Source organism: Sphingobacterium sp. NGMCC 1.201703 (assembly GCF_047784615.1).
In the GTDB taxonomy this organism is placed as follows: domain Bacteria; phylum Bacteroidota; class Bacteroidia; order Sphingobacteriales; family Sphingobacteriaceae; genus Sphingobacterium.
This window is the reverse complement of the sequence record NZ_JBLOHD010000004.1, coordinates 299,423-322,488: the sequence shown is the minus strand read 5'-3', so window position 1 is coordinate 322,488 and position 23,066 is coordinate 299,423. Positions and strand designations below refer to the sequence as shown.

General features: G+C 44.7%; 18 protein-coding genes. 15 read left to right on the top strand and 3 right to left on the bottom strand.

Annotated elements, in window-relative coordinates; all coding sequences use genetic code 11:
* The first annotated feature begins 51 nt into the window (after positions 1-51).
* The 3 genes from nirD to ACK8HY_RS09765 are packed head-to-tail and all read left to right on the top strand — an operon-like array spanning position 52 to position 1,708.
* The gene (gene nirD / locus ACK8HY_RS09775; RefSeq protein ID WP_077438650.1) at positions 52-411 is read left to right on the top strand and encodes a nitrite reductase small subunit NirD; all 360 of its coding nucleotides are present in this window, start codon (positions 52-54) and stop codon (positions 409-411) included.
* 47 nt (positions 412-458) lie between these two features.
* Positions 459-1,271 (top strand): formate/nitrite transporter family protein, encoded by an 813-nt coding sequence (locus ACK8HY_RS09770; protein WP_416133516.1) that lies wholly within the window; start codon positions 459-461, stop codon positions 1,269-1,271.
* Positions 1,272-1,276: 5 nt separating this feature from the next.
* On the top strand, positions 1,277-1,708 hold the full coding sequence (locus ACK8HY_RS09765) for a hypothetical protein (RefSeq protein WP_416133515.1): 432 nt from the start codon (positions 1,277-1,279) through the stop codon (positions 1,706-1,708).
* 61 nt (positions 1,709-1,769) lie between these two features.
* On the opposite strand, the gene ACK8HY_RS09760 is transcribed toward ACK8HY_RS09765, so the two are convergent.
* Positions 1,770-2,471, bottom strand: a complete 702-nt coding sequence (locus tag ACK8HY_RS09760; protein ID WP_416133514.1) for a Crp/Fnr family transcriptional regulator — start codon at positions 2,469-2,471, stop codon at positions 1,770-1,772.
* Positions 2,472-2,950: 479 nt separating this feature from the next.
* Here ACK8HY_RS09760 and ACK8HY_RS09755 point away from each other — a divergent pair, with 479 nt between their 5' ends.
* The 12 genes from ACK8HY_RS09755 (at position 2,951) to ACK8HY_RS09700 (ending at position 20,234) form a co-directional block, all read left to right on the top strand.
* A complete protein-coding gene (locus tag ACK8HY_RS09755; RefSeq protein WP_416133513.1) occupies positions 2,951-3,493 on the top strand; it encodes an RNA polymerase sigma factor in 543 nt (180 codons plus the stop codon).
* 156 nt (positions 3,494-3,649) lie between these two features.
* On the top strand, positions 3,650-4,861 hold the full coding sequence (locus tag ACK8HY_RS09750; RefSeq protein ID WP_416133512.1) for a FecR family protein: 1,212 nt from the start codon (positions 3,650-3,652) through the stop codon (positions 4,859-4,861).
* Positions 4,862-5,050: 189 nt separating this feature from the next.
* Complete coding sequence (locus tag ACK8HY_RS09745) at positions 5,051-8,593, top strand: TonB-dependent receptor (protein WP_416133511.1); 3,543 nt, start codon at positions 5,051-5,053, stop codon at positions 8,591-8,593.
* 20 nt (positions 8,594-8,613) lie between these two features.
* The gene (locus tag ACK8HY_RS09740; protein ID WP_416133510.1) at positions 8,614-10,395 is read left to right on the top strand and encodes a RagB/SusD family nutrient uptake outer membrane protein; all 1,782 of its coding nucleotides are present in this window, start codon (positions 8,614-8,616) and stop codon (positions 10,393-10,395) included.
* A gap of 1 nt (position 10,396) precedes the next feature.
* On the top strand, positions 10,397-11,323 hold the full coding sequence (locus tag ACK8HY_RS09735) for a sugar phosphate isomerase/epimerase family protein (protein ID WP_416133509.1): 927 nt from the start codon (positions 10,397-10,399) through the stop codon (positions 11,321-11,323).
* Positions 11,324-11,347: 24 nt separating this feature from the next.
* Positions 11,348-13,045 carry a right-handed parallel beta-helix repeat-containing protein gene (locus ACK8HY_RS09730; protein ID WP_416133508.1) on the top strand — a complete coding sequence of 566 codons (1,698 nt, stop codon included), beginning with the start codon at positions 11,348-11,350 and terminating at the stop codon, positions 13,043-13,045.
* Position 13,046: 1 nt separating this feature from the next.
* Positions 13,047-14,195 (top strand): YdcF family protein, encoded by a 1,149-nt coding sequence (locus ACK8HY_RS09725; RefSeq protein WP_416133507.1) that lies wholly within the window; start codon positions 13,047-13,049, stop codon positions 14,193-14,195.
* A gap of 6 nt (positions 14,196-14,201) precedes the next feature.
* Positions 14,202-15,074, top strand: coding sequence for a phosphodiester glycosidase family protein (locus tag ACK8HY_RS09720; RefSeq protein WP_416133506.1), 873 nt, complete (start codon positions 14,202-14,204; stop codon positions 15,072-15,074).
* Between the two features lie 98 nt (positions 15,075-15,172).
* The gene (locus ACK8HY_RS09715) at positions 15,173-16,246 is read left to right on the top strand and encodes an SGNH/GDSL hydrolase family protein (protein ID WP_416133505.1); all 1,074 of its coding nucleotides are present in this window, start codon (positions 15,173-15,175) and stop codon (positions 16,244-16,246) included.
* Between the two features lie 842 nt (positions 16,247-17,088).
* Positions 17,089-17,937, top strand: coding sequence for a TraB/GumN family protein (locus tag ACK8HY_RS09710; protein WP_416133504.1), 849 nt, complete (start codon positions 17,089-17,091; stop codon positions 17,935-17,937).
* Between the two features lie 171 nt (positions 17,938-18,108).
* Positions 18,109-18,699, top strand: a complete 591-nt coding sequence (locus ACK8HY_RS09705) for a DUF3267 domain-containing protein (RefSeq protein WP_416133503.1) — start codon at positions 18,109-18,111, stop codon at positions 18,697-18,699.
* A gap of 167 nt (positions 18,700-18,866) precedes the next feature.
* Positions 18,867-20,234, top strand: coding sequence for a hypothetical protein (locus tag ACK8HY_RS09700; RefSeq protein WP_416133502.1), 1,368 nt, complete (start codon positions 18,867-18,869; stop codon positions 20,232-20,234).
* Here the strand turns inward: ACK8HY_RS09700 and ACK8HY_RS09695 are convergent.
* Together ACK8HY_RS09695 and ACK8HY_RS09690 are read right to left on the bottom strand one after the other, a co-directional pair.
* The gene (locus tag ACK8HY_RS09695) at positions 20,226-21,242 is read right to left on the bottom strand and encodes an energy transducer TonB (RefSeq protein WP_416133501.1); all 1,017 of its coding nucleotides are present in this window, start codon (positions 21,240-21,242) and stop codon (positions 20,226-20,228) included. The two genes, ACK8HY_RS09700 and ACK8HY_RS09695, sit on opposite strands and share 9 nt — an antisense overlap.
* Before the next feature lie 744 nt (positions 21,243-21,986).
* Complete coding sequence (locus ACK8HY_RS09690; RefSeq protein WP_416133500.1) at positions 21,987-22,979, bottom strand: ADP-ribosylglycohydrolase family protein; 993 nt, start codon at positions 22,977-22,979, stop codon at positions 21,987-21,989.
* Positions 22,980-23,066: the final 87 nt, after the last annotated feature.

Genomic DNA, 23,066 nt, shown 5'->3' with positions numbered 1-23,066 from the left:
ACTGATAAAATCACTTATATAGAATCGCTAAACCTTTAAAATAAAAATCACATGAACACGCAAATTGACACACAAATCGACCTGCAATGGCTGAAGGCCTGCCAGATCGAGGATGCTATTGAAAACGGTGGTGTCTGCCTGAAATTGAATGACGAACAGGTGGCCCTATTTTATTTCGCCCGTCGCAATGAGTGGTATGCTACCCAGAATGAATGCCCCCATAAGCGGCAGATGATTTTGAGCCGTGGGATGTTGGGCTCCCTAGGAGATACCCCAAAAGTAGCCTGCCCGTTTCACAAAAAAACCTTTGCATTGGATACGGGCGAATGTCTTTCGGGTGATGAATGTGCGATCAAAACGTATCCTGTGAAGGTGGAGAATGGGACGGTATATATTGGAATGACAGCTTAAGCCCGAGCCCTATAATTGAAATAAGAACCTTTTAAAGCAAATAAACGATGGATTATATTAGCCCCAAAGAGGTAGCCGGTGTGATGATGAATACCGCTATCTACAAATCTTCGCTCCCGATCAAAGACCTGCTGATTCGAGGGGCATTGTCAGGTGCCTTATTGGCGATCTCTGTTACGCTTGCACTCTTGGCTACGGCGCAGACCGGGCTGGGGCTTATCGGCGCATTTGTTTTTCCTGTGGGCTTTGTGATCATTGTTATCCTGGGCTTGGAACTCGTTACAGGAAGTTTCTCCTTGGTGCCCCTGGCCTGGCTGGAAGGGAAGATCAATTTTAAGGTGATGGCCAATAACCTGCTCTGGGTCTTCCTGGGTAATTTATTGGGCAGTGTGCTCTTCGCGCTTCTGTTTTGGGCTGCAAGTACGGAAACTGGGCAGGCTAGCCAGCTTGGGAATATCGAGCAGAGCCTGATTGTCATCAGTGAAAAGAAAACCCTGGGCTACGGCAATCATGGTGCTGCCGGGTTATTTTCAGCCTTTGTCAAAGCCGTTCTCTGCAATTGGATGGTCTGCATGGGGGTGGTGATGTCCATGACATCCAAGTCTACCTTAGGCAAGATCCTGGCGGCGGGAATTCCCATCTTTATGTTCTTTGCCTTGGGCTATGAGCATGCGGTGGTCAATATGTTTGTGATTCCTGCCGGGATGATGTTCGGTGCCCAGGTGACGGTGTCGGACTGGTGGCTGTACAATCAGTTGATCGTGACGGCCGGTAATATTGTTGGTGGCTTGTTGTTTACGGGAATGGCTATTTATTATACTTATCACCGGAAAGAAAAGGTATCCACTTCTCAAAACTAGCTATTATGCAACGAATTGAAAATAGATGTATCTGGAAAAAGTGGTCCGGGGTAGTGCTGCTCCAGTTGCTTTTTTCGGTAGTTTTTTACCAGGCCTATGCGCAGCAGAAAACAGTGAAAGCGAGTTTGTTCGAAGGTGTCGTGGTGGCGGGCTATACCGACCAGGGGGCCTATGTCAACTGTACGGGGCCAGCGATTAAATATAGTTTCGCTCCGAAGGGAAATATCCTGTTGGGCTTGCTGCCGAGCCTGAAAATAAAGGAAGATCAAGTGGAGGAAGGGAAGCCCAAGAATGCCTGGATCACTCCGACACTGGGCGTTGGCCTGACTGCGGTGTTCAGGCATCTCGCTGTTCAGCTGCCTGCTTTCTACAGCCCGAAGACCAGTACCGCAGACGGTAAGTGGAAGCTTGGGGCCGGGCTGGGCTATAAATTTTAAATTGACGTATTTTTAGGGAAATATTTACGTTGGGGAGCTGGTATGCCAGGATTGGTTTGCTTTACTCCCCATATTTTTCTGTTGCCAACTTGTTTAATAGTTCCTTGTTATTGATGAAAATCTTCTTTTTGTCGACTGTTATCGCATCCGAATCAGCAAGTTCGGCAAGCATGCGGTAGACGGTCTCATAGGTGGTGCCTACATAGGCTGCGAGATCCTTTTTGCTCAGTTCAAGACCGATGTACCCCTCCTCTGTTCCTTCCGCAAAAACGCGATGAAGCAATAAAAGGCTCCATGCTAAACGGTTTTTGACGGAAAGCTGGGCCAGGTTGGCCATCTTCTGCTCCGAAAGATGCAATTCATCGGCAAAAAATAGCATCAGGCGATAGCTTAATTCGGGATTGATGCGCAGCGTGGACAAGAAGAAGGGTAAGGCTACAAAACATAGCTGCGTTGCGGCAAGTGCTGTCGCCGAAATAGGGTAAACACTTTGTTCGGATGAGATTCCGCGATGGCCTACCATTTCTCCCTTTTTTGCAAAGCGTACGATGGTCTCCCGGTCTCCGAGGTTGCGGTGGACTTTGACGAATCCTGATTGGATAAAGTAAATACCACGAACCGGCTCGCCTTCACGGATAAACTGTTCGCCTTTTTTCAGTTTGATATTCTTTCGGTGGAGGTCGATTTGTCCAAGCCACTCTTGCATAACATAATGGCACATCAGGCAGGAGTGGTCACAGGCATTTGCTTTCTTCGTTCTCATCGGAATCAGTTTCGTATGGTAAAGTCTTTTTGTCTGACCAAAGGTATCACCTATTCATTTAATATCCTATTTTGTTTGGTATTAAAAGCAGGAATGAACGATAGGTATTTCTTCACAAGTTCACTTTGCAAATGATGGTCATCGAAGTAGCGCCGCGGGCTATTTTTAGCGAATTGCGCCTTGGCTATTAATGCACCATGGCTATTAAAATGCTTAAATTCCTCTCCGCATCAGCAGTTTTATTCGTTGTAGTGACATATCGATATCTTTGGCACTCCACTTTTCCGGGAAATAGCATATTGAATCGTTTGCCTAGTGAAAATATGCAAAATCATACTGAAATAGATTTTGCTTTCAGCGCCCTCGATATTATGGATATTAATGTTAATTTTATATGAAATTAACATCTGTTAGGTTAATTTGCATCAATTAAATATACCGAATTCATGATCGCTGGGCTGAAACATATTTCCATATCAATGGACGATTTCCTCTTATTACAAGCCGGAGATCAGTCTATTTTTGGTATGGTGTTCAAGTATTATCAGCCGATTATCTATTTTAAAGTCAGGCAGCTCTGTAAAAATGACAGTGATGCAGAGGAAGTGACACAGGAAGTTTTTATCGAATTTTATTTGAAAAGAATGCAGCTTTCCGGTCCGGAAGCCATTTTCCCCTTTCTATTTGCTATTTCAAAAAGAATGGCCATATCCAATTTCCGTAAATCGCTGGTCCGGTCCAATTATCTACAGTCGCTTCAGCATACCTGGCTTGAAAATTCCTTTTCGCTGCAAGATGAACTGGAAGGCAAAGAGCTACAGGTCATCCTGGAATCCATTATTGAACAATTGCCGCCACAGCAACAGGCAATTTACCGAAGGAGCAAGTTTGAAGATCAATCTTATCAGGAAATTGCCGATGAGGAAGGACTCTCCAAAAATACGGTGCGCAATCACCTCAGCCTCGCCTCGAAATTTGTGCGGTTCAAGCTGGACAAAATCCTGTCTATCTTTTTTTTATAAGCAACTCAACTTGTGCATCGATTTTTTATTAGCCCATTTAACAATCCCGGGGGCTAAAAAAACGGCATCTATCATCCTTTTCTAAAAAAAAAATATTTTTCTATTGGTACTTTTTCTGGGTTCGCGCGATTATGTAGGTGAAATCGATCCAAAGGAATGAACCAAATTGAACAATACAGCCAATTAATACGTAAGTATCTTGCTGATCAAGCCAGTAAAGAAGAACAGGCACAGCTTCAGGAATTAATGGATGATCCCGTATTTCTTCAGGCTTGGGAGAAAGTCTGGCGGGATAACTCGTATCCCGCACATCCCACAACATACCCTGATCCACATCGGATGCTGGAAAATATACTGGCTGATCCCCGAATTGCAACAGCGGCATCTACTCCCCAAAAAACTACAGATGGACATTTTAATTTCAGGAGAAATTGGTGGCAGGTTGCGGCAGTCTTTCTTGCGTTCTGCGGTGCAGCGCTATGGGGCTACTATAATTTTTATACCGTGGATACGCCACCGAAAGAGCAGCTGTCTAATGTGTCGATCGTACCGGGCTCTGATAAAGCCATGATCATTCTTGAAGATGGAAAACAGATTGACCTCAGTTTGCTCCGTGCGGATACGGTACTTGACCAAGGCGAATATTTGATCACCAAGGATAACAAAGGTCAAATCAGTTATAGTCTCAAAGACAACCTGGCGCCAACAGATAACATCGTTTACAATACCATCGTTACGCCCCGGGGCGGGGAATATACGCTGAGGATGGTTGACGGGAGCCTTGTACAGCTCAATGCAGGCAGTAAGATTAAATATCCCGTAAAATTTGATGCGAAGTTGCGGTCGGTGCAGCTCGAAGGGGAAGCCTATTTTGAAATAGCCAAAATGGACGTTAAAGGCAAAAGGGTACCTTTTATTGTGCAAAGTGGAACGCAGACACTCGAGGTCCTTGGAACACATTTTAACATCAAGAGCTTTGGGGATCACATCGTTACCACCTTGGTGGAAGGTAAAGTCAAACTTTCTTTTGCCGATGCTGCCTTGAAAGAACAGGTGCTAGCGCCCAATGACCAGGTCGTTTTCGATAAAAGCCGCAAGCGTGTGAAAAAGGAGCAGGTGGATCCCTTCTATAGTCTCGCCTGGAAAAATGGAAATTTCGCTTTTGATAATGCATCCATTCAAACGGTCATGGACGAGGTTGCACGCTGGTATGATGTCGAGATCAGTTACGGAGACAAGCTGCAGGGACAGCATTTCTCGGGGACTATCTCCCGCTATGAAAATATCGATAAACTGTTGAAAACAATTGCTTTCGCCGGTGGCGTACATTTCGAACGTAAAGGAAGGAGGATATATGTGCTAAACTAACGCTGATGAGAAGATAGCATATATAACAATCAGGAGCGCGCCAACGCCCCTGAAAGTTTTGTCTTTTTCTCGACATGGATGAATAGTAAAACCGTTAAATTTTATCTCAACCGAATGCAATTTAATAAAAAAAAATTGATCGGACCGACCCTATTATGTCAGGTAAGATCCCAGAAAATACCAATTTCTATGAAATTGTCATTAGCAATTCCTCTCTTATTCGCAGCCAATTTACAGCTGCACGCATTTTCTTTTGGCCAGACCGTCAATCTGAAGCGGAACAATGTGAAGGTGAGTGCTGTTTTGAAAGAACTGCAGAAGCAAAGCGGATACAACATTTTTTACAACGAATCGCTGATCGCAAAAGACGAGCGTATCAGCGTCAGCTACCACAATATCGCTTTTGAAGAAGCCCTGAAAGATCTGTTGACAAAGCTGCAGTTATCTTATGTCAAAGCGGATAAAAATATTGTCTTGAACAAAAGAACGGATCAGGCTGTTCGCCAAACCTCGGTTACGGAGGCTCCGCAGCTATACCCGGTCAAAGGAGTGGTCAAAGACGATCAGGGCCGACCCTTGGACAATGTTACGGTCAGCGAAAAAGGCAAAAAGGAGAAAACCCTCAGCCGGGAGGATGGCAGTTTTCAGATCCAGGTCAGCAGCCCTGATGCCATACTTGTATTTACTATGGTTGGCTATCAGCCGCTGGAGATAGCGCTGGCACAGCAGTCAACCTTGAGTGTGACCATGAAGCCGGCCATCAATGCAATGGAAGAGGTGGTCGTCGTGGGTTATGGCGTGCAGAAAAAAGCCAACCTGACGGGTGCCGTATCACAGGTCAATGCCGATGATATCGCGTTGCGTCCAAGTGCCAATATAGCAGGTACGCTCCAGGGACTTATGCCCGGCTTGAATATACAGCTCAATAACGGTGATCCATCCAAAACACCTGATATCAATGTGCGGGGGTTCAATTCCATCAATGAGGGTGGCCCGCTGGTATTGATCGACGGGATCGAAGGGAATATCACACGGGTTAATCCCAACGATATTGAAAGTGTTTCTGTGCTGAAAGATGCTGCTTCGGCGGCCATTTATGGCGCCCGTGGTGCTTTTGGTGTCATCTTGGTGACCACAAAAAAAGGGAAGGCAGGAACCGTGAAGGTGGATTATGTCAATAATTTCGCCTGGACTACACCGGCCTCCCGTACCGATTATATCTCCGATCCTTATGTCTACGGGAAAACAGTAGATGCCGCACTGTATGGCTATAACGGCAGTTCCTATACACGTTACAATCCAATGGACTGGGAAGCGATCAAAATGGTGGCTACAGGTGAGATTGCGCCCTTTCATGAGAAGCAGGCAGACGGAACCTATAAGTTTTTCTATAAGACCAACTGGTGGGATTACCTATTTAAAAAATATCAGCCCTCCAATTTCCATAATATCGCCATTTCAGGTGGCAGTGAAAAGTTGAAAGCCTATCTCTCCGGACGTGTATTCAAACGGGAAACAATCAACAATATCAATGACGATGCGAATATGGATCGTCAGAATATGAAATCCAATCTGGTATTCACGCCCAATAGCTGGTTGGAAATTTCAAACAATACGCAGTTCATCAACGAAAAGGATAAAGAATATGGAGGCTACAGCAATGGCCTGGGTGGACTCTGGAGTACGACAACCTGGTATAATCTGATGCCTTTTTACCCCAATTTTGTCGATGGTATTCCAACGGACATCGGTGTGGGTACTGGCGGTCAGGGAGCCAATGCCGGACTGGAATCGGGAAAAAGCTGGGAGCTACGCAATAGCGAAGAGTTTACCAATACCTTCCGTGTCCTGCTCAAGCCACTGAAAGGCCTACAGGTAAATTTTGATTATAGCAACCGCATCGAAAACTTTTCAAGGAGCACACGCCTCAATCCCTTCAGTTACTACTCGGGCAACAAACTCAATTATACCACTGCAGGCCTCAACCGCCTGACAGAATACCGCTGGAAAGACAAGTATAATGCGATGAACCTGTTTGCGACCTACGAAAAAAATGTGGCGCAAAACCATCAGTTCAAATTATTGGTGGGCTACAATCAGGAATCCTTTGACCGGGACCGTATCGCCGGAGCCATGGACGACCTGCTGATCGAAGATCTTTCCAATCTGGCGCTGGGAACTTCCATGTACAGCCTGAGCGGAACAGCTGAAAATTGGGCCATCCAGGGCGTATTTGGCCGTTTTAATTATGCCTACGACAATAAATACCTGCTGGAAATAAATTCACGGTATGATGGTTCTTCACGCTTCCCTAGCGGGAGCCGATGGGGATTTTTCCCTTCCGTTTCATTAGGCTGGCAGCTGGATCGGGAACAGTTTTGGGAATCGATCAAAGGCAGCATACCCACCTTAAAGCTCAGAGCTTCGTATGGCAAGCTCGGCAACCAGACTGTAGGGGTCAATACCTTCAAGGAATTGATGACCGTGCAGCAGTTGGCTTGGCTAAATGGGGGCTCCCGTCTTATTGGGGCGAGTACGCCGGCGCCATTGCCGAACGTCGTCACCTGGGAACGGACCAAAAGCATTGACTTCGGTGTTGATCTTGGACTGATCCAGAACAAGCTAAATGTCAATTTTGACTGGTATCAGAAGGATGTCGAAGGCATGTATCTTCCGGGACAGCCCCTACCAGCGGTATTTGGTGCCAGTGAACCCCGAGAAAACTACGCTGCTTTGCGTAATAAAGGTTTTGAACTGGGGGTAAGCTACCAGGACAAATTTGACCTTGCCGGCTCACCCTTTCGCTTTAACATCGCCGTGAATACCACCAATTTTAAAGGTATCATTACGAAATATAATAATCCACAGGGGCTGTTGAGTTCCTATTACGAAGGACAGGTGCTGGGGCAGATCTGGGGATACCATATCGACGGGCAGTTTCAGTCCGATGCGGAAGCATTGAGCTACCAGAATAGTTTCCAGGATCCACAATTGTCCCTATCTAAAGTATATAACGATATTCTGAGCGTATCGCAAAATAGTGAGTGGAATATGTTGCGCGGCGGCGATGTGAAATATGTCGATCTCAATGGTGATGGCCGCATCGACAAAGGCGACAACACGCTTGCCAACCACGGTGATATTAAACCCATTGGCAATGCCATGCCGAAATTTCCTTTTGGTATCAATATGAGCGCCTCCTGGAATAATTTTGATCTCTCGGCGGCTTTTGCTGGTGTTGCCAAACAGGACTGGTATCCGACGGGAGATTTATACTGGGGATCCTATCAGCGCCCTTATCTTTCCTTTGTACGCAAAGACCTGGTAGATAATGCATGGACCCCGGACAAGAAAGGGAACAGGTATCCACAGATCTATCGGGGATACTCTTCCCTGCAGAGCGGAAGGTCGCTATACGAACTGAACGATTATTACCTGACCAATGTTGGGTTCCTGCGGATGAAAAATTTTACGTTGGGCTATACCTTGCCGCAGCAATGGACAAGGCGCTATAAAGTTGAAAAACTGCGGTTTTACTTCAGCGGTGAGAATCTGTTGACCTGGAACTTTGGCAATCTGACAAAGTATATAGATCCCGAACAGGCAGGTGCAATGATCAATTATAATTCACCTGCGAGTGCCAATGATCCTGCGGACTCCTCGGAGCGGGGGCTGCTACGGGACTATCCCATGGGTAAAACCTATTCTTTTGGTTTAATGCTTACGCTTTAATACTTGACAACGCAATGATAATGAAACTTACAACAAACAGCTATAAACTACTTGGTCTGTTGATCTTGCTATCGCTGGCAGCTTGTCAGAAAGATTATTTGGACCGTCCTTCGGAGGACCAGGTGGAAGCACCTTATTTTTTCAATACAGCGAAGGATCTGGAGGTTGCCACCAATGATTTTTATACCTTTCTGCCCAATGAATCCTGGTATACAAACGATGGGAGTTCGGACAATATGATCCCTCTTACGGTGGCCGACCGGATCAAGGGCAATCGAACTGTCCCTGTGGGAAGCGGCTCGGGCGGTTGGTCCTGGAGCCAGTTGCGCAAGATCAATTATTTTCTGGCCAACTACCATAAAGTGCCCGACGCCACGGCACAAAAGAAATACAGTGGCATAGCCCGTTTTTTTAGAGCAAATTTTTACTACGATAAGGTGAAAACTTTCGGTGACGTGCCCTGGTATGGAAAGGTGCTGACTGCAAAAGATGAAGATCTCTTCAAAGCTAGGGATTCACGGCAGCTGGTGATGGATTCCATTATGGCTGACTTGGACTATGCAATCGAAAATATACCGGCCGAAAAACAGCTTAACCTGATCACCAAATACACGGCACTGCTGCTGAAAGCAAGGGTGGCGCTCTTTGAAGGAACGTTTAGAAAATACCATCAGATCGCGGGACATGAAAAGTTCCTGAATGCGGCGGTCAGTGCATCGGCCGAACTGATGAATTCTGGCGCCTATACCTTGTACAGCCAGGGCGGAGCAGATCAAGCCTATCGGAATCTGTTTGCCCGCAATAATCAGGATCAGGTGGAGACTATCCTTGCCATTGATTTTGAATTGGGCATGCGTGTGCATGGCCTTGGCTATTCCTTTACCTCGGCAACTTCGGGAGCCTACGGGATCGCCAAAGATATGATCAATAGCTATCTGATGAAGGATGGGAGCCGCTTTACCGATAGAACAGGTTACAAGACCATGGAATTCTATCAGGAAATGCAAAATAGAGATCCAAGGCTTACACAGACAACTGCGGGGCCAGACTTCCGTGCCAATGGAGAAACAGCAAATGAGCCTGTCAACTTGACGATCACCACCACAGGCTATCGCCTGATCAAGGCCTTACCTGACAAATTGCAATGGGGTGTATCGGCCTCCTATTTCGATGTCATCTTATTCCGGTATGCAGAGGCACTGCTGATCAATGCCGAAGCAAAAGCCGAACTGGGGACGATCAGCCAAAGCGACCTTGACCTGACCGTCAATAAGCTGCGTAGCCGCGCGGGCATGCCGATGCTGTCCCTGGCTGAAGCGAATGCCAACCCCGATCCTTATCTGCTGGCTATGTATCCGAACATCGACGGAGGCGCATTTAGGGGCGTTCTTTTGGAAATACGGCGCGAAAGACGGATCGAGTTGTTTAACGAAGGACAGCGCTGGGATGACTTAATGCGCTGGAAAGCTGGATCCAAACTCAATCAGCCTATTGTCGGCGTTTATTTTCCTGGCGTTGGAGCCTATGATTTTACAGGGGATGGCAAGGCCGATGTGTATGTCCATACAGGCAATACATCGGGTGCACCGGGTACGGTGACCACATTGATCAATATCAATCAGCGGACGCTTTGGGATCCCGTTTCAAATACCCAGAATGCCAATAAAGGCTCACTGGATCCCTTTTATCAACGGGGTAAGTTTGATGAAAAACGTGATTACTATGCACCGATCCCAATCGAAGATATCCAGTTAAACCCAAATTTGAAACAAAATCCTGAATGGGAAAAATTATACCGATAACATGAAACAACTTATTTTTATAGCGATCCTCTGTTGTCTATTGATCCCAGGATATACGTACTGTCAAAAACAGGGTAAGCCTGATTATGCAGTTGGCTATTCACTTGATATCCGGAAGATAGCATTGGAAAAACTCAAGGCGGACAAAGCAGCCGGTATGGATTATATCGAGATTGCAGGGCTCGGAAGCTTTGTCAATGCAGACCTCAGCTTAAAGATCCCACAGGATGAATGGCAGCTTAAATGCGATTCATTGGCTACTGTGTTGAAGAAAGCGGGGGTGAGGGTATGGTCTGTCCATATGCCCTTTTCCGCCAAAATAGATATTTCTACGCTGGATGAACAGCAGCGGCAGCAGGTGATCCGTATGCATTTGCAGCTGCTGGAAGGACTTTACCGCCTTCATCCGCAGGTGATCCTGTTTCACCCTTCCTATTACCTTGAGCCCAACAAACGCGCCGCCCGCAAGGATCAACTGGTACGTTCGGTCAAGGAGTTGTACTCGGCAGTGTCTAAGGCGGGGCGGCAGCTCGTCATCGAAAATATGCTGGGGCCTTCGCTGACGGTGGGTGAGCGGGAGCGGCCCCTGCTGCGGACCGTGGAAGAATGTCAGGAACTTTTTGCCCGCTTTCCTGATCAGGTCGGCATTGCAGTGGACATGAACCATATTGCACATCCCGAGCGCCTGCTTTTGGCTTTTGGGCCGCGCGTAAAGACGCTGCATGTCGCGGATGGGGATGGGACCAAGGAAAGTCACTATCTACCCTGTAATGGCAAGGGACAGAATGACTGGAATAAGATCTTTGCCGTTCTGGAAAAAATTAAATATAAAGGTGTATTCATGTTTGAGTGCCATTATGAAACCACAACGCAGCTGGTCGAATGTTACCGTCAGCTGCAGCAGAATTATAGTAGTACAAAACAATAAGCAGGTTCAAAAACATTGATTATAATGAAAAAATCGTTATATATTTTTATGGTTCTATTTTTTGCCCTAGGCATACAGAGCTGTAAAAAAGATAAAGTCGAAAGTGAGCAGCGGCTCCTGATCGACCGGGATTATATGGAAGTCGGCAGTAGGGCCGATACCTATCAGTTGGATATCTTGGCGAATGCGGCGGTTACCGTAAGCAGCGACAAAGACTGGATCAAACTCGATAGTACGGTGTATCCCAAAGGGAAAAATAAGATCCGGTTTTCTGTTTCGAAAAATTCGGAAGACGAACGTTCGGCGACTTTGCTGCTCAGGCTGAACGATAATCTATCGCAGGAGATCTTGATTTTGCAGGAGTCCGGAAAAGTTCCCGTTTTTTATGTGACTCCTGGGGGCAAAGGAGATGGTAGTTCCTGGAGTAGTGCTACTGACCTCGGTCAGGCACTCGAAAAAGCAACGACAGGCAGTACGCTATTCCTGGCCGAGGGGACCTATGTTCCAACGCGGACCATTCGTAATGGTGACGCCAATGAGGAATCGGACAAAACCATAGAGATCGCAAAGAATGTCAGCCTGATCGGTGGATATGCGGCCAATGCCAAACCTGGAGATCAGCCCAATCCAGCGCTGTATAAAACCATCTTTCACGGAAAGCTTTCCAGTGGAAAATCGGTGTTTCACACGGTCACGGTGACGGCAACTCCGGATCCTGAAAACCAGGTTAGGCTGGAAAACATCAGCATCAAAGGAGGCAATGCCACCGACCGCAGTGCCAGTACGACGATCGACAACATTAAATTCAGCCGTGGCCAAGGGGGCGGTATGTTGATTGGGATGGCTCGGGTCCTGCTCAAAAATGTGGATGTGGTCGACAATAAAGCGACCGCAGATAAGGGAACTGCAGGTTTTGCCGCCGGCATCTACGCGTTTTCAGGAGCCCAGCTCAGGTTGGAAAACTGTCGCATCAACAATAATAGCAACAGCGGAAATAATGGCGGCGGACTATGGATCGCCGATGGTTCACTGATTGCCTACGATAGCCAGTTTAATCACAATAGCGCCAAAGGTACCGCAGGGGGCGTACACGCCTATCCAAACGCGGATATCACACTCTATAATTGTGAGGTGGTTGGCAATTCAAATACATCCTATGGAGCAGGTGTTTATCTGCGTGAAAAATCAAAAGGGATATTTGTTAATTGCCTGCTTGCTGAAAATTCGAGTACATCAGCTAATGGCGGCGGCGGACTGATGCTGTATGATAACAGTCAGGCAGACGTCATCAGTACCACCATTACCAAGAATACCGTTGTTGGTCCCGGAGGTGGAATTTATCGACGCAGCAATGTCAACAACCTGACTTTGATCAATTCGATCGTATCGGGCAATACCCAGGCGGGAAGTTCTACCGATGTTGATGCCTATTCAGATAACATCGCTGTCGTGCCACGGATACAGCACGCGGTTGCAGCGCAAGCGGTGTATGCTGCTGATGGAAGCATTGTTCCTAAAGTAAGCTTTGAACCTGCGACCATGCTCAATCCCGATTACCTGCCCATCGGTGCCGAAAATCCGGCCATGAGCTATGGTTTAAGTTCAGCCGGACTGCTGGAGCTTGCCAAGAAATACACGCCGCCATTGGACGATAGTCGCATGCAACAAGATATCAATAATAACCCGCGCTCCTCTACTTGGATGGGTGCAAAAGTGAAATAAGATGAAACAATTAAGCTGTCTATTTATCCTTACCATGCTTTTATTGGGCAACAGCTGGGCTGCTGCGCACAAAAACATCCTACTGTTATTAGGTTCAGCCGATCCTGAAGTACTGGCTCAGCGGGTAGATGTTGCTGCGCAGCTTTACCGTATCCGGCCGATGGATGCTATCGTGGTGTCTGGAGGTTGTGGTGCGCACGGTTCCAAGATTTGCGAAGCTTCGTCCATGGCGATGCAATTGGCCAACAAGGGCGTGCCCGCGGCATTGATCTTCAAGGAGGAAAACTCCAAGACGACGGTGCAGAACTACATTTTTAGCAGGCGCCTCAAAAATAACGCTGGCGAGCGAATCATACAGCCCGGAGATACCGTGTATGTTGTTTCCAACCACTGGCATGCTATTGCTGTCGCTGCCCGCCTGCAAAAATACGATGGGGTGAAAGCGAAGTTTTTTATTGAAGGTGCTATACAGCCCAAAAAAGAAGACCGTCTTGATTATGCCGGAATATTTAACGCTTACGATGACAATCACCTTTTTACGTTAAAAGGCACCTGGCTGACTCCGGAAGCGGTATGGACAAAAAAAGACAGTACCTATTACCTGACGCAGGATATCGTCTACACAACGGATGCAGCTAACAGCAGCTATAGCGTCAGTCCTGTGGAAAAGCTGTTTCCTTTTCTGAAAGGCAGTTCAGAGTTTAATCCACCAATATATATCGATGAGTCCACCGCATGGTACATCTTATTCGACGGATATTGCCGTAAAGTTTCAAAAAAAGACTATAAGGTACTGGACGAACAGCCTATTCAGGAATGGCTGAAGCTGCCAGACACATTGAACTGGAGCCAAATCAATACCGGGTATATCCAGGGAAAATCCCTGGTACTGATCGGAAAGGACAAAGTACTATTGGCGGAGCGAAAAGGAAAGACCTTTCAGTATGTCCGGGATACCGTGCCGCAACACTATTTTGTCAACTGGCCCTATAGCTGGGGCGCGGGCAATGTCAGTGCGGCAAGATTGCTGCCGGGAGAAAATAAGCTCATCTTGTACCGCAATATGGAGTCTGCCGTATGCACTATTGACCAGAAAACAATTGAAAAAGCGATTCCATTAAAATTAAAGTGGATCGGTGAAATAAAGTAAGAACAGATGAAAAGAAATTTTATATACAGCTTATTGCTGCTTTTTCTTGTTATTTCATGCAAGAAAAATGAGGGCGGAACGCAGCTGCCCTATGATTACAGTATTCCCCAGGAGGAAGACCTGGCGGAGATTATCAATACGACAGCCTGGAATACAAAAACGGTTGCCGACGGTGTCGTGTGGAAGTATTACCAATTTCCGCGGATATTTGATTCCAAACAATATGTCAATGTATTTGAGATCGATCTGAAGAAAGGCATGCAGCTGGAAATTCCCTATGTCAAGACCGGATTTCTAAAAACAAGTGCTGCTGCCACGGCTAAGGGCGCTTTGGTTGCATTCAATGGCAGTTACTTTAATACCAGTACAGGCGGATCAACCGTATTTTTCAAATACGATGGCCAGGTGATCAATCAGACTGTGAATGGATTTAATAGCTACCGCGAAAACGGGGCATTTACCTTTACCGGGCAGAGCTATCAGATTGTGCCGAAGCCCGCAGGAGGCTGGGGTACGCTGAGCGCTACCGCTGCACTGGCTGGCGGCCCGTTGTTGATGCAGAATGGTCAGGTGCTGGAGCAGTTAAACGTAGACTTCAATACCAGCAGACATCCCCGAACAGCAGTAGGGCTTACCAAGGACAATAAGCTGATCGTAGCTGTTATCGATGGACGTTCGTCGCAGTCACAGGGACTGACAATTCCCCAGCTGGGCGAGTTAATGGCCGCATTGGGTTGCACTTCCGCATTAAACTATGATGGTGGCGGTTCCTCCACGGCCTGGGTGAAGGGCGAAGGTGTGGTCAACTATCCTTCAGATAATGGAAAGTTTGACCATGAAGGTGAACGCGCTGTGGCCACGGTATTTACCGTGAAATAAAAAATCGATACTTTTATAATTAGACGGCCATCTCATGGATAAGATGAGATGGCCGCTATGAAGTGATAATGATTTCTATTGCTATTAATTGAAACATCATGAAAAAAAAGACAGGTATCCTATTCTTCCTCGCCCTGGTTTGCGACTCGGTATCTTCATACGCCCAACAGGTTATTCCGTCTGCTAAGTTTGCGCTGCAGGGACGAGCTTTTGAAAATACGCCAAAATTTCATCGGATAGATACAGCGAAGTACAGCGAACTTCCAGCTGCGGTAAAGAAATTATATACCCATGCTGCAGGAATGTTTATCACGTTTAAGAGCAATACGAGCAAATTATCTTTACGCTGGAAGACGGTTGATGCAGCACTAGGGAATAATTCCACCCCGATAATGTCGCGGGGTTTTGATGTATATGTAAAAGAAGCCAGCGGCTGGCGATTTGCAGGGGTAGCCCGTCCCGATCTTAACCTGGCGGAAAGTAAGGCTACGCTGGTCGAAGATATGGCTGCGACAGAGAAAGAATTTCTTATTTATTTTCCGCTATATAAAGAGCTATTGGATTTTGACCTGATTATTGATGACAAAGCCAGCTTTGTTGGTACCAGACAGTCGTTTGCTAAAAAGGTCGTGATCTATGGTTCCAGCATTGTCCATGGAGCTTCTGCAAGCCGTCCGGGATTAGCCTATCCAGCGCAATTGGGGCGCCGGCTGAATGCCAACGTGATCAATATGGGCGTGAGCGGCAATGCCCGCATGGAGCCTGCTGTGGCCGATATGTTGAGTGCTATTGACTCCATGGATCTGCTCATTATGGATTGTGTGCCCAATAGTAGCCCTGATGAAGTACGGGAACGCACGTTTAATTTTGTGGAACGGATCCGTCGGTCCCATCCCCAGTTACCCATATTGCTGATAGAGAGCATTACGCGTCAGGTCGGTAATTATAATTTAAAATGGCACACACGCTTGACCGAGCAGAACAGGAATTTTAAGTTGGAGTATGAGCGATTGCTGCAGGCAGGTTATAAAAACTTGTATTATATACCCACGGATCATTTGATAGGCGATGATTCCGAAGGAACAGTGGATGGCACCCACCCAACAGATGTAGGATTTGAAAGGATGCTTAAAATAATCGGGCCTAAAGTAGAGGCTATCCTAGAAAAATAGTCCGTAAATCTTCACCAGCTCCCCACCACTACTTCGGAAGTAATCGCTGACTTTCAGAGACACAATGTCATAGGGGCCTGTCAGTTCGCAGACTCAGCTATGTATTTGTAAACCCATTAAAAACCACATCTAGCGCTGTGGTTCTTTTAACGTCAAAAGGGCCTGATTCTCATCAGACCCTTTCTCTTAGCGTTTTCTGTACAGTAATTTTTATGTTTCTTATCGTTTCCTCTTTTTTGTTTCCTCATCCAATGTTTTTAAAGACAATTGGATTTTCACTGTACGACGCCAATTTTTATGTCGGCCCTTTCTTTCGAAAGGAAGCTAGTAGCCATTTTGTATAGTAAGAACAATAGTCGATTTGAAATAGTTTTATCATTTCTGTTTTTTTTTGATAAAGTGAGCTTACCTTAAAATGAAAAAGGATACGATGGTTTCAAATTAAACCAGACTTTGTTTTAGCGCACAATATTGCCGTAACGTTGAGGGCGAGTCAGCAGGCTTTGTGGTTGCGGTCTTGAAAATATTATAATACAAAATTAATTAGATGGTTTACCTATAGCTTTTTAGTAAATTAAAATTAATTCGTTATATTGTTGGGTAATTATAGACACTGACGGATGGAGCATCCGTTGGATTTGAAAAGTTGTGATGTAAAAATAAACCAAATTTAAATTATGGAAAGAAAAAAACTGTTAAAAATGCTGATGATACTTGTTGTTGTGATATGCGTTACCTGTATATTATCAAATAGCGCCGATTTTGTTCAAAGAATTGAAGATGGTTTTAGTGACGCAGCAAAATAAGACTTTATTAACAATATTTTATATACTCTATAATAAATGAAAAAGCAGCTGATCCTACAATTGTTATTTTTTTTCATTGTTTCTAGCGGATTCGCTCAGGAAAAGTCCATGTTGTGGAAAATTACCGGAAATGGCCTCAAGCAAGATTCTTACCTGTTCGGTACCGTGCATATGCTGTGCCCAGATGATTTTGAAATCAAACAGAAATGCCTTGATGCCCTGGACAAAAGCCAAAAAGTAGTTTTTGAGGTAGATCTTTCCAATCCGGACAATGCCCAAAAACTACAAGCCTTCAGTGCACCAGATACTGCATTTATAAAGACATTCTCTGACAGTGAAGTCCAAAAAATGGATAGCGTATTGGCCGCGGAAGATCTTTCCATTAAGCTTTTGGATTATGTGTCACCTGTTGCGGTTATCTCTTTATTTACGATGAAAGGGTTCAACTGTGCTGATCCAACAAAGATGAAGTCCTATGAAATGGAATTGTCTGCCCTCGCAACTTCCAAGGGGAAGGTCATCGGGGAGCTTGAAACGATTGATCAGCAGTTTGCGTTGCTAAAAGACATCATTACCCCCCAGCTGTTCATGGAATCGGTCTATCAGCTGAACAAATATCCAGCGTTGACCGCAAAAATGGTCGCAGCCTATAAAGCTGAAAATCTGGGAGAGTTGAACGCCCTGCTTCAGGACCCTACCTGGATGACTGAAGAACAAAAAGACAAACTGCTGAATATAAGGAACGAGAACTGGATGACCATCATACCCAAGATGATCAAAGATCAATCTTGTTTTATCGCTGTTGGCGCGGGACATCTCGCTGGGGATAAAGGGCTGATTAACCTGCTTCGTAAAAATGGCTATACTGTTACTGCCGTTGAATGATCAGTAAATCACAAGATATACTGGGGAGCCACGTCGTAAGAGGTGGCTATTTTATTTGAAGAGAAACCAGTACTGATCAAGCTTGCGCGGGGATGTTTGGCCGGAAATAAAATTTGTATTATTTTTAGGAAGCATTATTTTATATTATAAACCATTTATTATAAGTGTCATATGGATATAGCGTCAATTCCAGGTTACCGCAAAGAAGAGCGGTTTATTGATCTGTATAAAGCCAATGTCTTTGCACTGTTTCTATTTATTCCGGTTATTCTACTATATACTTTACCGTTTTACCTGATTTGGGGCCAGCAGGATGGGCCATTTGTTTTTGTGATCGATATGCTAGAAATTACCTCCATCACTTCGGTCCTGATAGGTATAATGGTGGTGATCCTTGGTATCATTGCGCATGAACTGATCCATGGGATCACGTGGGTCTGTTACACCGAGAAGGGGTTTAAATCGATCAAGTTTGGTATCTTGATGAAAATGCTGACACCCTATTGCCACTGTAAGGAGCCACTTCTTGTCCGTCAATATATTGTCGGCGCATTGATGCCCTTCATTATATTAGGGCTTATCCCTGCCATTTATGCCTGGTACAGCGGAAATGTGAATATCCTGCTGTTTGCCATTTTTTTTACCGTTTCCGCAGCCGGAGATTTTATGATTGTTCAACTCATATGGCGTGAAGACATGCGGAATTTGGTTCTCGACCACCCCTCTGAAGCAGGATGTTTTATCTATAAAAAAGATGAATAAGCCTGGTTTTTTGCTGTGTTGGTTCAAAATCCATGACCTGATGGCTTTTGGATCTTCACTATAGAAAACGCATCTATAAACTAAAAAAGAATTATGTCGTATATATGAAGCATTTTATTTAATTTTATCTATTATATTATAACTTATTTATAATCTATTTAAATTAAATGGTGGTTCAGCTCTTTTTAAAGTCGGCGGTATTAGTTTTCTTATGTTGGATTTTAACTCATCCTGTTACAGCACAAGGCAGGTTTCTAGAACACAGTAATTACACGGACCTGTTAGAACGGGCAAAGCAGGAAAATAAATCGTTATTTCTGATCATTCATCAGCAAGATGAACATCAGTTTATACCTTTTAAAGGAAGCGTTTCCAAAAAGGCAAAAGAGATGCTGGATACACAATTTATTGCAGGTATCGTGCAGCTGAACCGTGACGATTTTAACCATCCGCTCCATCAAACATTTTACCTGAATAAACCTATTTATCTCTTTACAGACAAAGACGGAATCCCTTTATTGCGCCACAATAAAGCGGTAGATGGGGCAGCCGAGCTGGAAGCACTCATAGATTCGGCAAGCACCCTGGCAAAGGGTGAAACACTGGGCAAACTCAGCGCACAGTATCACAAGGGGATGCGTCAACAATCGCTACTTAAAAAGATGCTCGATCACTATCAAGCATTCGATCAATATACTGACCAGCAGGTACTGAGTGATTACATAGCACAATTGACCGTACAGGAACTGAATAATTTTGAGACGGTTATATTTCTGCTGAGCTGTGGTCCGGTATATAATAGCAAGACCTATCTTTTGGCTCGCACGAATGGTAAAATGGTGGATAGTTTGTATTCCACCTTACCGTTGCCGCGGCGTAAGAAAATAAACAATAGAATTATCCAGCAGACATTCCGGGAAGCGCTCAACAAGAAGGATTTATCCTTAGCCCACAACGTGGGCTATTTTGCGTATCAGACCTGGATGCCAAATTATTTGCGGGGTGCAATTTCGCAAGGTTTTTATCCTCTGGAGTACAAGCGGCTCACGCGAGATACGGTAGCTTATGTTGAAATGGCAAGATCTTTTTACAACGATCGTTTTTATCGTATTTCTCCAGACTCCATGTCACGGATAGATTTCGCACAGGATCGCCAAGCCAAATTCTCGCGGCGCGGCCCAGTATTGGACAGTGCCCAACATGCGGCGTTTAAGCAATCCGTTGAAAAGGGACGCCCATACTATCTGGAGGATCAATCCCGTAACCTGAGCTATGGCGCCCAGCAATTGCTGGTCTTCGCGAAAAATAATCCTGAAGCTTTATTTGATGCGATCCGCTGGCAGAAGAAAGCGATTGATCAACGACCAGGAGTCGCACAATATCATGCTACGCTGGCACAGCTGCTTTACCAGGTAGGTTTTTATGCCCAAGCCGAAGCAGAACAGCAACAAGCGGTCACGCTTGCCAGATCCAACAAACGGCGTCATCAAGAAATGCAGACTGTATTGAAACAGATTCGCGCCCGGCTATTGTGATTTTGAACTTGTCGGAGCAGGTAATAGATTTAAGCGGATCGGAAGGGAATACTTGACACGTACCGGCAAGCCATATTGATAACCTGGGGTCCATTTCTGTGCTTTTTTGATCACTTCTATACCATTGGCGGCGGTACCGTAGCCGAGGTCGTTTATCACTTCAAAATCATTGGGTATTCCAGTTTTTTCAATCACAAAGCTGATCAGTAGCTGCCCCGATACCCTGGCTTTTATTGCTTCTTTTGGAAAGTTATAGTTCTGGGCCACAAACATCATCAGCTTTTTTATTCCACCGGGGTATTCCGGCTGAACTTCCCGTTGTGTATAGGGGAATTTATTACCCTCACTATCAGTGGTAATGCCTTTACTTATCAGCCCTTTTTCATACCATTCCTCAAATTGGTTTTCCCCCTTATTGAATGTCCCTTCCCAATGGCCCTCACGAAGTCCATTGGCGTATTGGCCCTGCTCACGGTCTTTCTTATTGCTGACTTCAAATTTGCCGTTCCCATCCTTTATTTGCACTCTGCCCGTAGAATCGGCATAATACAATAACCGGCTATCGCGTTCTGGAAACAGGAACTCGTTGGGACTGCGCTCCGACTTGAAGAAAAAGCGAATTTCTTTTAAGAGGCCATTGTTATGGTATCTTTTGACCGTGTCACTCAATTTATTGTCCTTATATCCGGCAGAGCTTGCCAGGTTGCCATTTTCATAATATGTCTCTACCGTTCCCTCCAGGTGTAATGTGCGCGAATCGGCTACCTTGGTCCAGCCATGGCGTTTCAAACTGCCGTTGGGATAATAATCGTTTAATTCATAAAGCCCCGCTGTATTGGGGTTTGAACGGATGACACTCGTATAAGCGGCGGAATCTTTGAAGGCGGTATGCCCCCCATTTTTTTTTATATAAGTGACAATGGTCTCCTGGGCTTGTAAAGGAAGCACAAAGTAGGTGAATAGAAGTGAAAGCAAGCTTATGGACGGATTGGACAAAAGGTATTTCATATGCTTAAATAATATGGTTTTTTCTCAAATATACATAAGTTTTTATTAAACTTAATATGTTTTCATTTCTCTTCCTTGTGATGACTGTATATGGATCGTCATCCGTAATACCCAATTAAGTGTATTGATATAAACTTTTTCACCTACACTTGACACAAATTCTTTAGTATTGAGTTTACTCTGGAGTGGGTTGTTCGCTCTTTTTGCAACTAAAGCAAATCATTAAAGTTAAAAAATAGAGATCAAGTGTTTTTCCTTGGGATTTACTCACCTGCTAGAAGGAGTACTTTTCATTCTTTTATTTGGCTAAATAAGTAGTCAAAGATATAATTATTTTTTGATCGCAGTATCCACTTTTGTTATGGCAGCTGCAGGACCAGGTTCCAAATCAGCAAAAGCATATAAATGTTGTAGAGCCATATCGGAAGATGTGGCTTTTTTACGTCGAAAGGGCCTGATTCTCATCAGACCCTTTCTCTTAGCGTTTTTTGTACAGTAATTTTTATGTTTCCTATCGTTTCCTCTTTTGTGTTTCGTCATCCAATGTTTTTGAAGACTATTGGATTTTCACTGTACGACGCCAATTTTTATATTGAACCTTTCTTTTGAAAGGAAGCTAGTAGCCGTTTTGTATAGTAAGAACAATAGCAGATCTAAAATAGTTTTAAAAAATAAATATTTAGATGCTTTAAAATTGAGATGGTTAAAATAAGCTTATACTTGTTAGGGATTACTGTCGAATTCCTAATCCGGATATCTTCTCGCTATTTTTTCTATCAGCAATTTGATATCATCATAGCGGGCGAGGTTCAGGAGCCAATCTTCGGGTATACTTTCCAACCCATAGTACAAACCAGCTAATCCCCCTACAATCGCAGCTCCAGTGTCTGTATCTTCGCCAAGATTAACAATAGATAATACAGTATCCCTATAGTTTTCTTTTTCCATAAAAAACCATAAGCTCGATTCTAAACTATCGATCACATAACCACTTGATCTTAATTCATTAGGTGATTTAGACCGAATGTCATGCAAAATCGTGCTGTTAAAATGGATTATTTCTGACTCAGGGAAATTGATGTCTGCCCAGAATTTTGAAACCTGATTCCGCATTTCAGCGTAAGCCTGCTCTTTGGCCAAACCTAGCAAAATGAGTTCCGCTAATTTAAGGTAGATAAAACATGCCATTGCAGCGCGCACATGTTTATGCGTTAGCGCTGAAATCTCCCAAATTTTCTCAAATTGTTCCGACGGACTAAGTCCTTTGATTTCAAATAAAAGGGGCAATATTCTCATTAATGAACCATTGCCGTTGTCTTGTTCCCTTGCCCGATATTTTAGCGATTTTAGCTCGCCGATTTGCCCGCATTCGATAATATTTTTAAGCTCACTGATCGATTTAGCCGTGGTGATACCAATATCAAAGACTTCTCCTCTTGCTGTCCACAATTTACCTTCCTTCCAAGCTATAAATTTTTTGGAGACATCCTCCAAATCATATCCACCCAACAGCGAGTCCGCAAGACACAAGGTTAACGATGTATCATCCGACCAAGTACCTATAGGTTGATTATGGCTGCCAAATCCGATCATTTCAGTAGCTGGATTTTTTAGCATATCTCCTTTCGACCTGAATTCAAATGGTACGCCAAGAGCATCACCAACCGCAATGCCAAACAATGCACCATACATTTTATTTTTCGCTTGACTAGCGGATGAATTAGACTGTATATTCATAAATAATTTGACCGTTGATTAAATAACAATATAATAAAAAATATTCACCTCCCCATTTCCATTATTCACCTAGTTTTCCTGTCCATT

Bases quoted from the DNA above. Each gene is read 5' to 3' on its own strand.
- ACK8HY_RS09695 (WP_416133501.1), bottom strand. From the start codon at position 21,242: ATGAAATACCTTTTGTCCAATCCGTCCATAAGCTTGCTTTCACTTCTA.
- ACK8HY_RS09740 (WP_416133510.1), top strand. From the start codon at position 8,614: ATGAAACTTACAACAAACAGCTATAAACTACTTGGTCTGTTGATCTTG.
- ACK8HY_RS09770 (WP_416133516.1), top strand. From the start codon at position 459: ATGGATTATATTAGCCCCAAAGAGGTAGCCGGTGTGATGATGAATACC.
- ACK8HY_RS09735 (WP_416133509.1), top strand. From the start codon at position 10,397: ATGAAACAACTTATTTTTATAGCGATCCTCTGTTGTCTATTGATCCCA.
- ACK8HY_RS09720 (WP_416133506.1), top strand. From the start codon at position 14,202: ATGAAAAGAAATTTTATATACAGCTTATTGCTGCTTTTTCTTGTTATT.
- ACK8HY_RS09725 (WP_416133507.1), top strand. From the start codon at position 13,047: ATGAAACAATTAAGCTGTCTATTTATCCTTACCATGCTTTTATTGGGC.
- ACK8HY_RS09760 (WP_416133514.1), bottom strand. From the start codon at position 2,471: ATGAGAACGAAGAAAGCAAATGCCTGTGACCACTCCTGCCTGATGTGC.
- ACK8HY_RS09690 (WP_416133500.1), bottom strand. From the start codon at position 22,979: ATGAATATACAGTCTAATTCATCCGCTAGTCAAGCGAAAAATAAAATG.
- ACK8HY_RS09765 (WP_416133515.1), top strand. From the start codon at position 1,277: ATGCAACGAATTGAAAATAGATGTATCTGGAAAAAGTGGTCCGGGGTA.
- ACK8HY_RS09755 (WP_416133513.1), top strand. From the start codon at position 2,951: ATGGACGATTTCCTCTTATTACAAGCCGGAGATCAGTCTATTTTTGGT.
- ACK8HY_RS09700 (WP_416133502.1), top strand. From the start codon at position 18,867: ATGGTGGTTCAGCTCTTTTTAAAGTCGGCGGTATTAGTTTTCTTATGT.
- ACK8HY_RS09715 (WP_416133505.1), top strand. From the start codon at position 15,173: ATGAAAAAAAAGACAGGTATCCTATTCTTCCTCGCCCTGGTTTGCGAC.
- ACK8HY_RS09745 (WP_416133511.1), top strand. From the start codon at position 5,051: ATGAAATTGTCATTAGCAATTCCTCTCTTATTCGCAGCCAATTTACAG.
- ACK8HY_RS09730 (WP_416133508.1), top strand. From the start codon at position 11,348: ATGAAAAAATCGTTATATATTTTTATGGTTCTATTTTTTGCCCTAGGC.
- ACK8HY_RS09710 (WP_416133504.1), top strand. From the start codon at position 17,089: ATGAAAAAGCAGCTGATCCTACAATTGTTATTTTTTTTCATTGTTTCT.
- ACK8HY_RS09705 (WP_416133503.1), top strand. From the start codon at position 18,109: ATGGATATAGCGTCAATTCCAGGTTACCGCAAAGAAGAGCGGTTTATT.
- nirD (WP_077438650.1), top strand. From the start codon at position 52: ATGAACACGCAAATTGACACACAAATCGACCTGCAATGGCTGAAGGCC.
- ACK8HY_RS09750 (WP_416133512.1), top strand. From the start codon at position 3,650: ATGAACCAAATTGAACAATACAGCCAATTAATACGTAAGTATCTTGCT.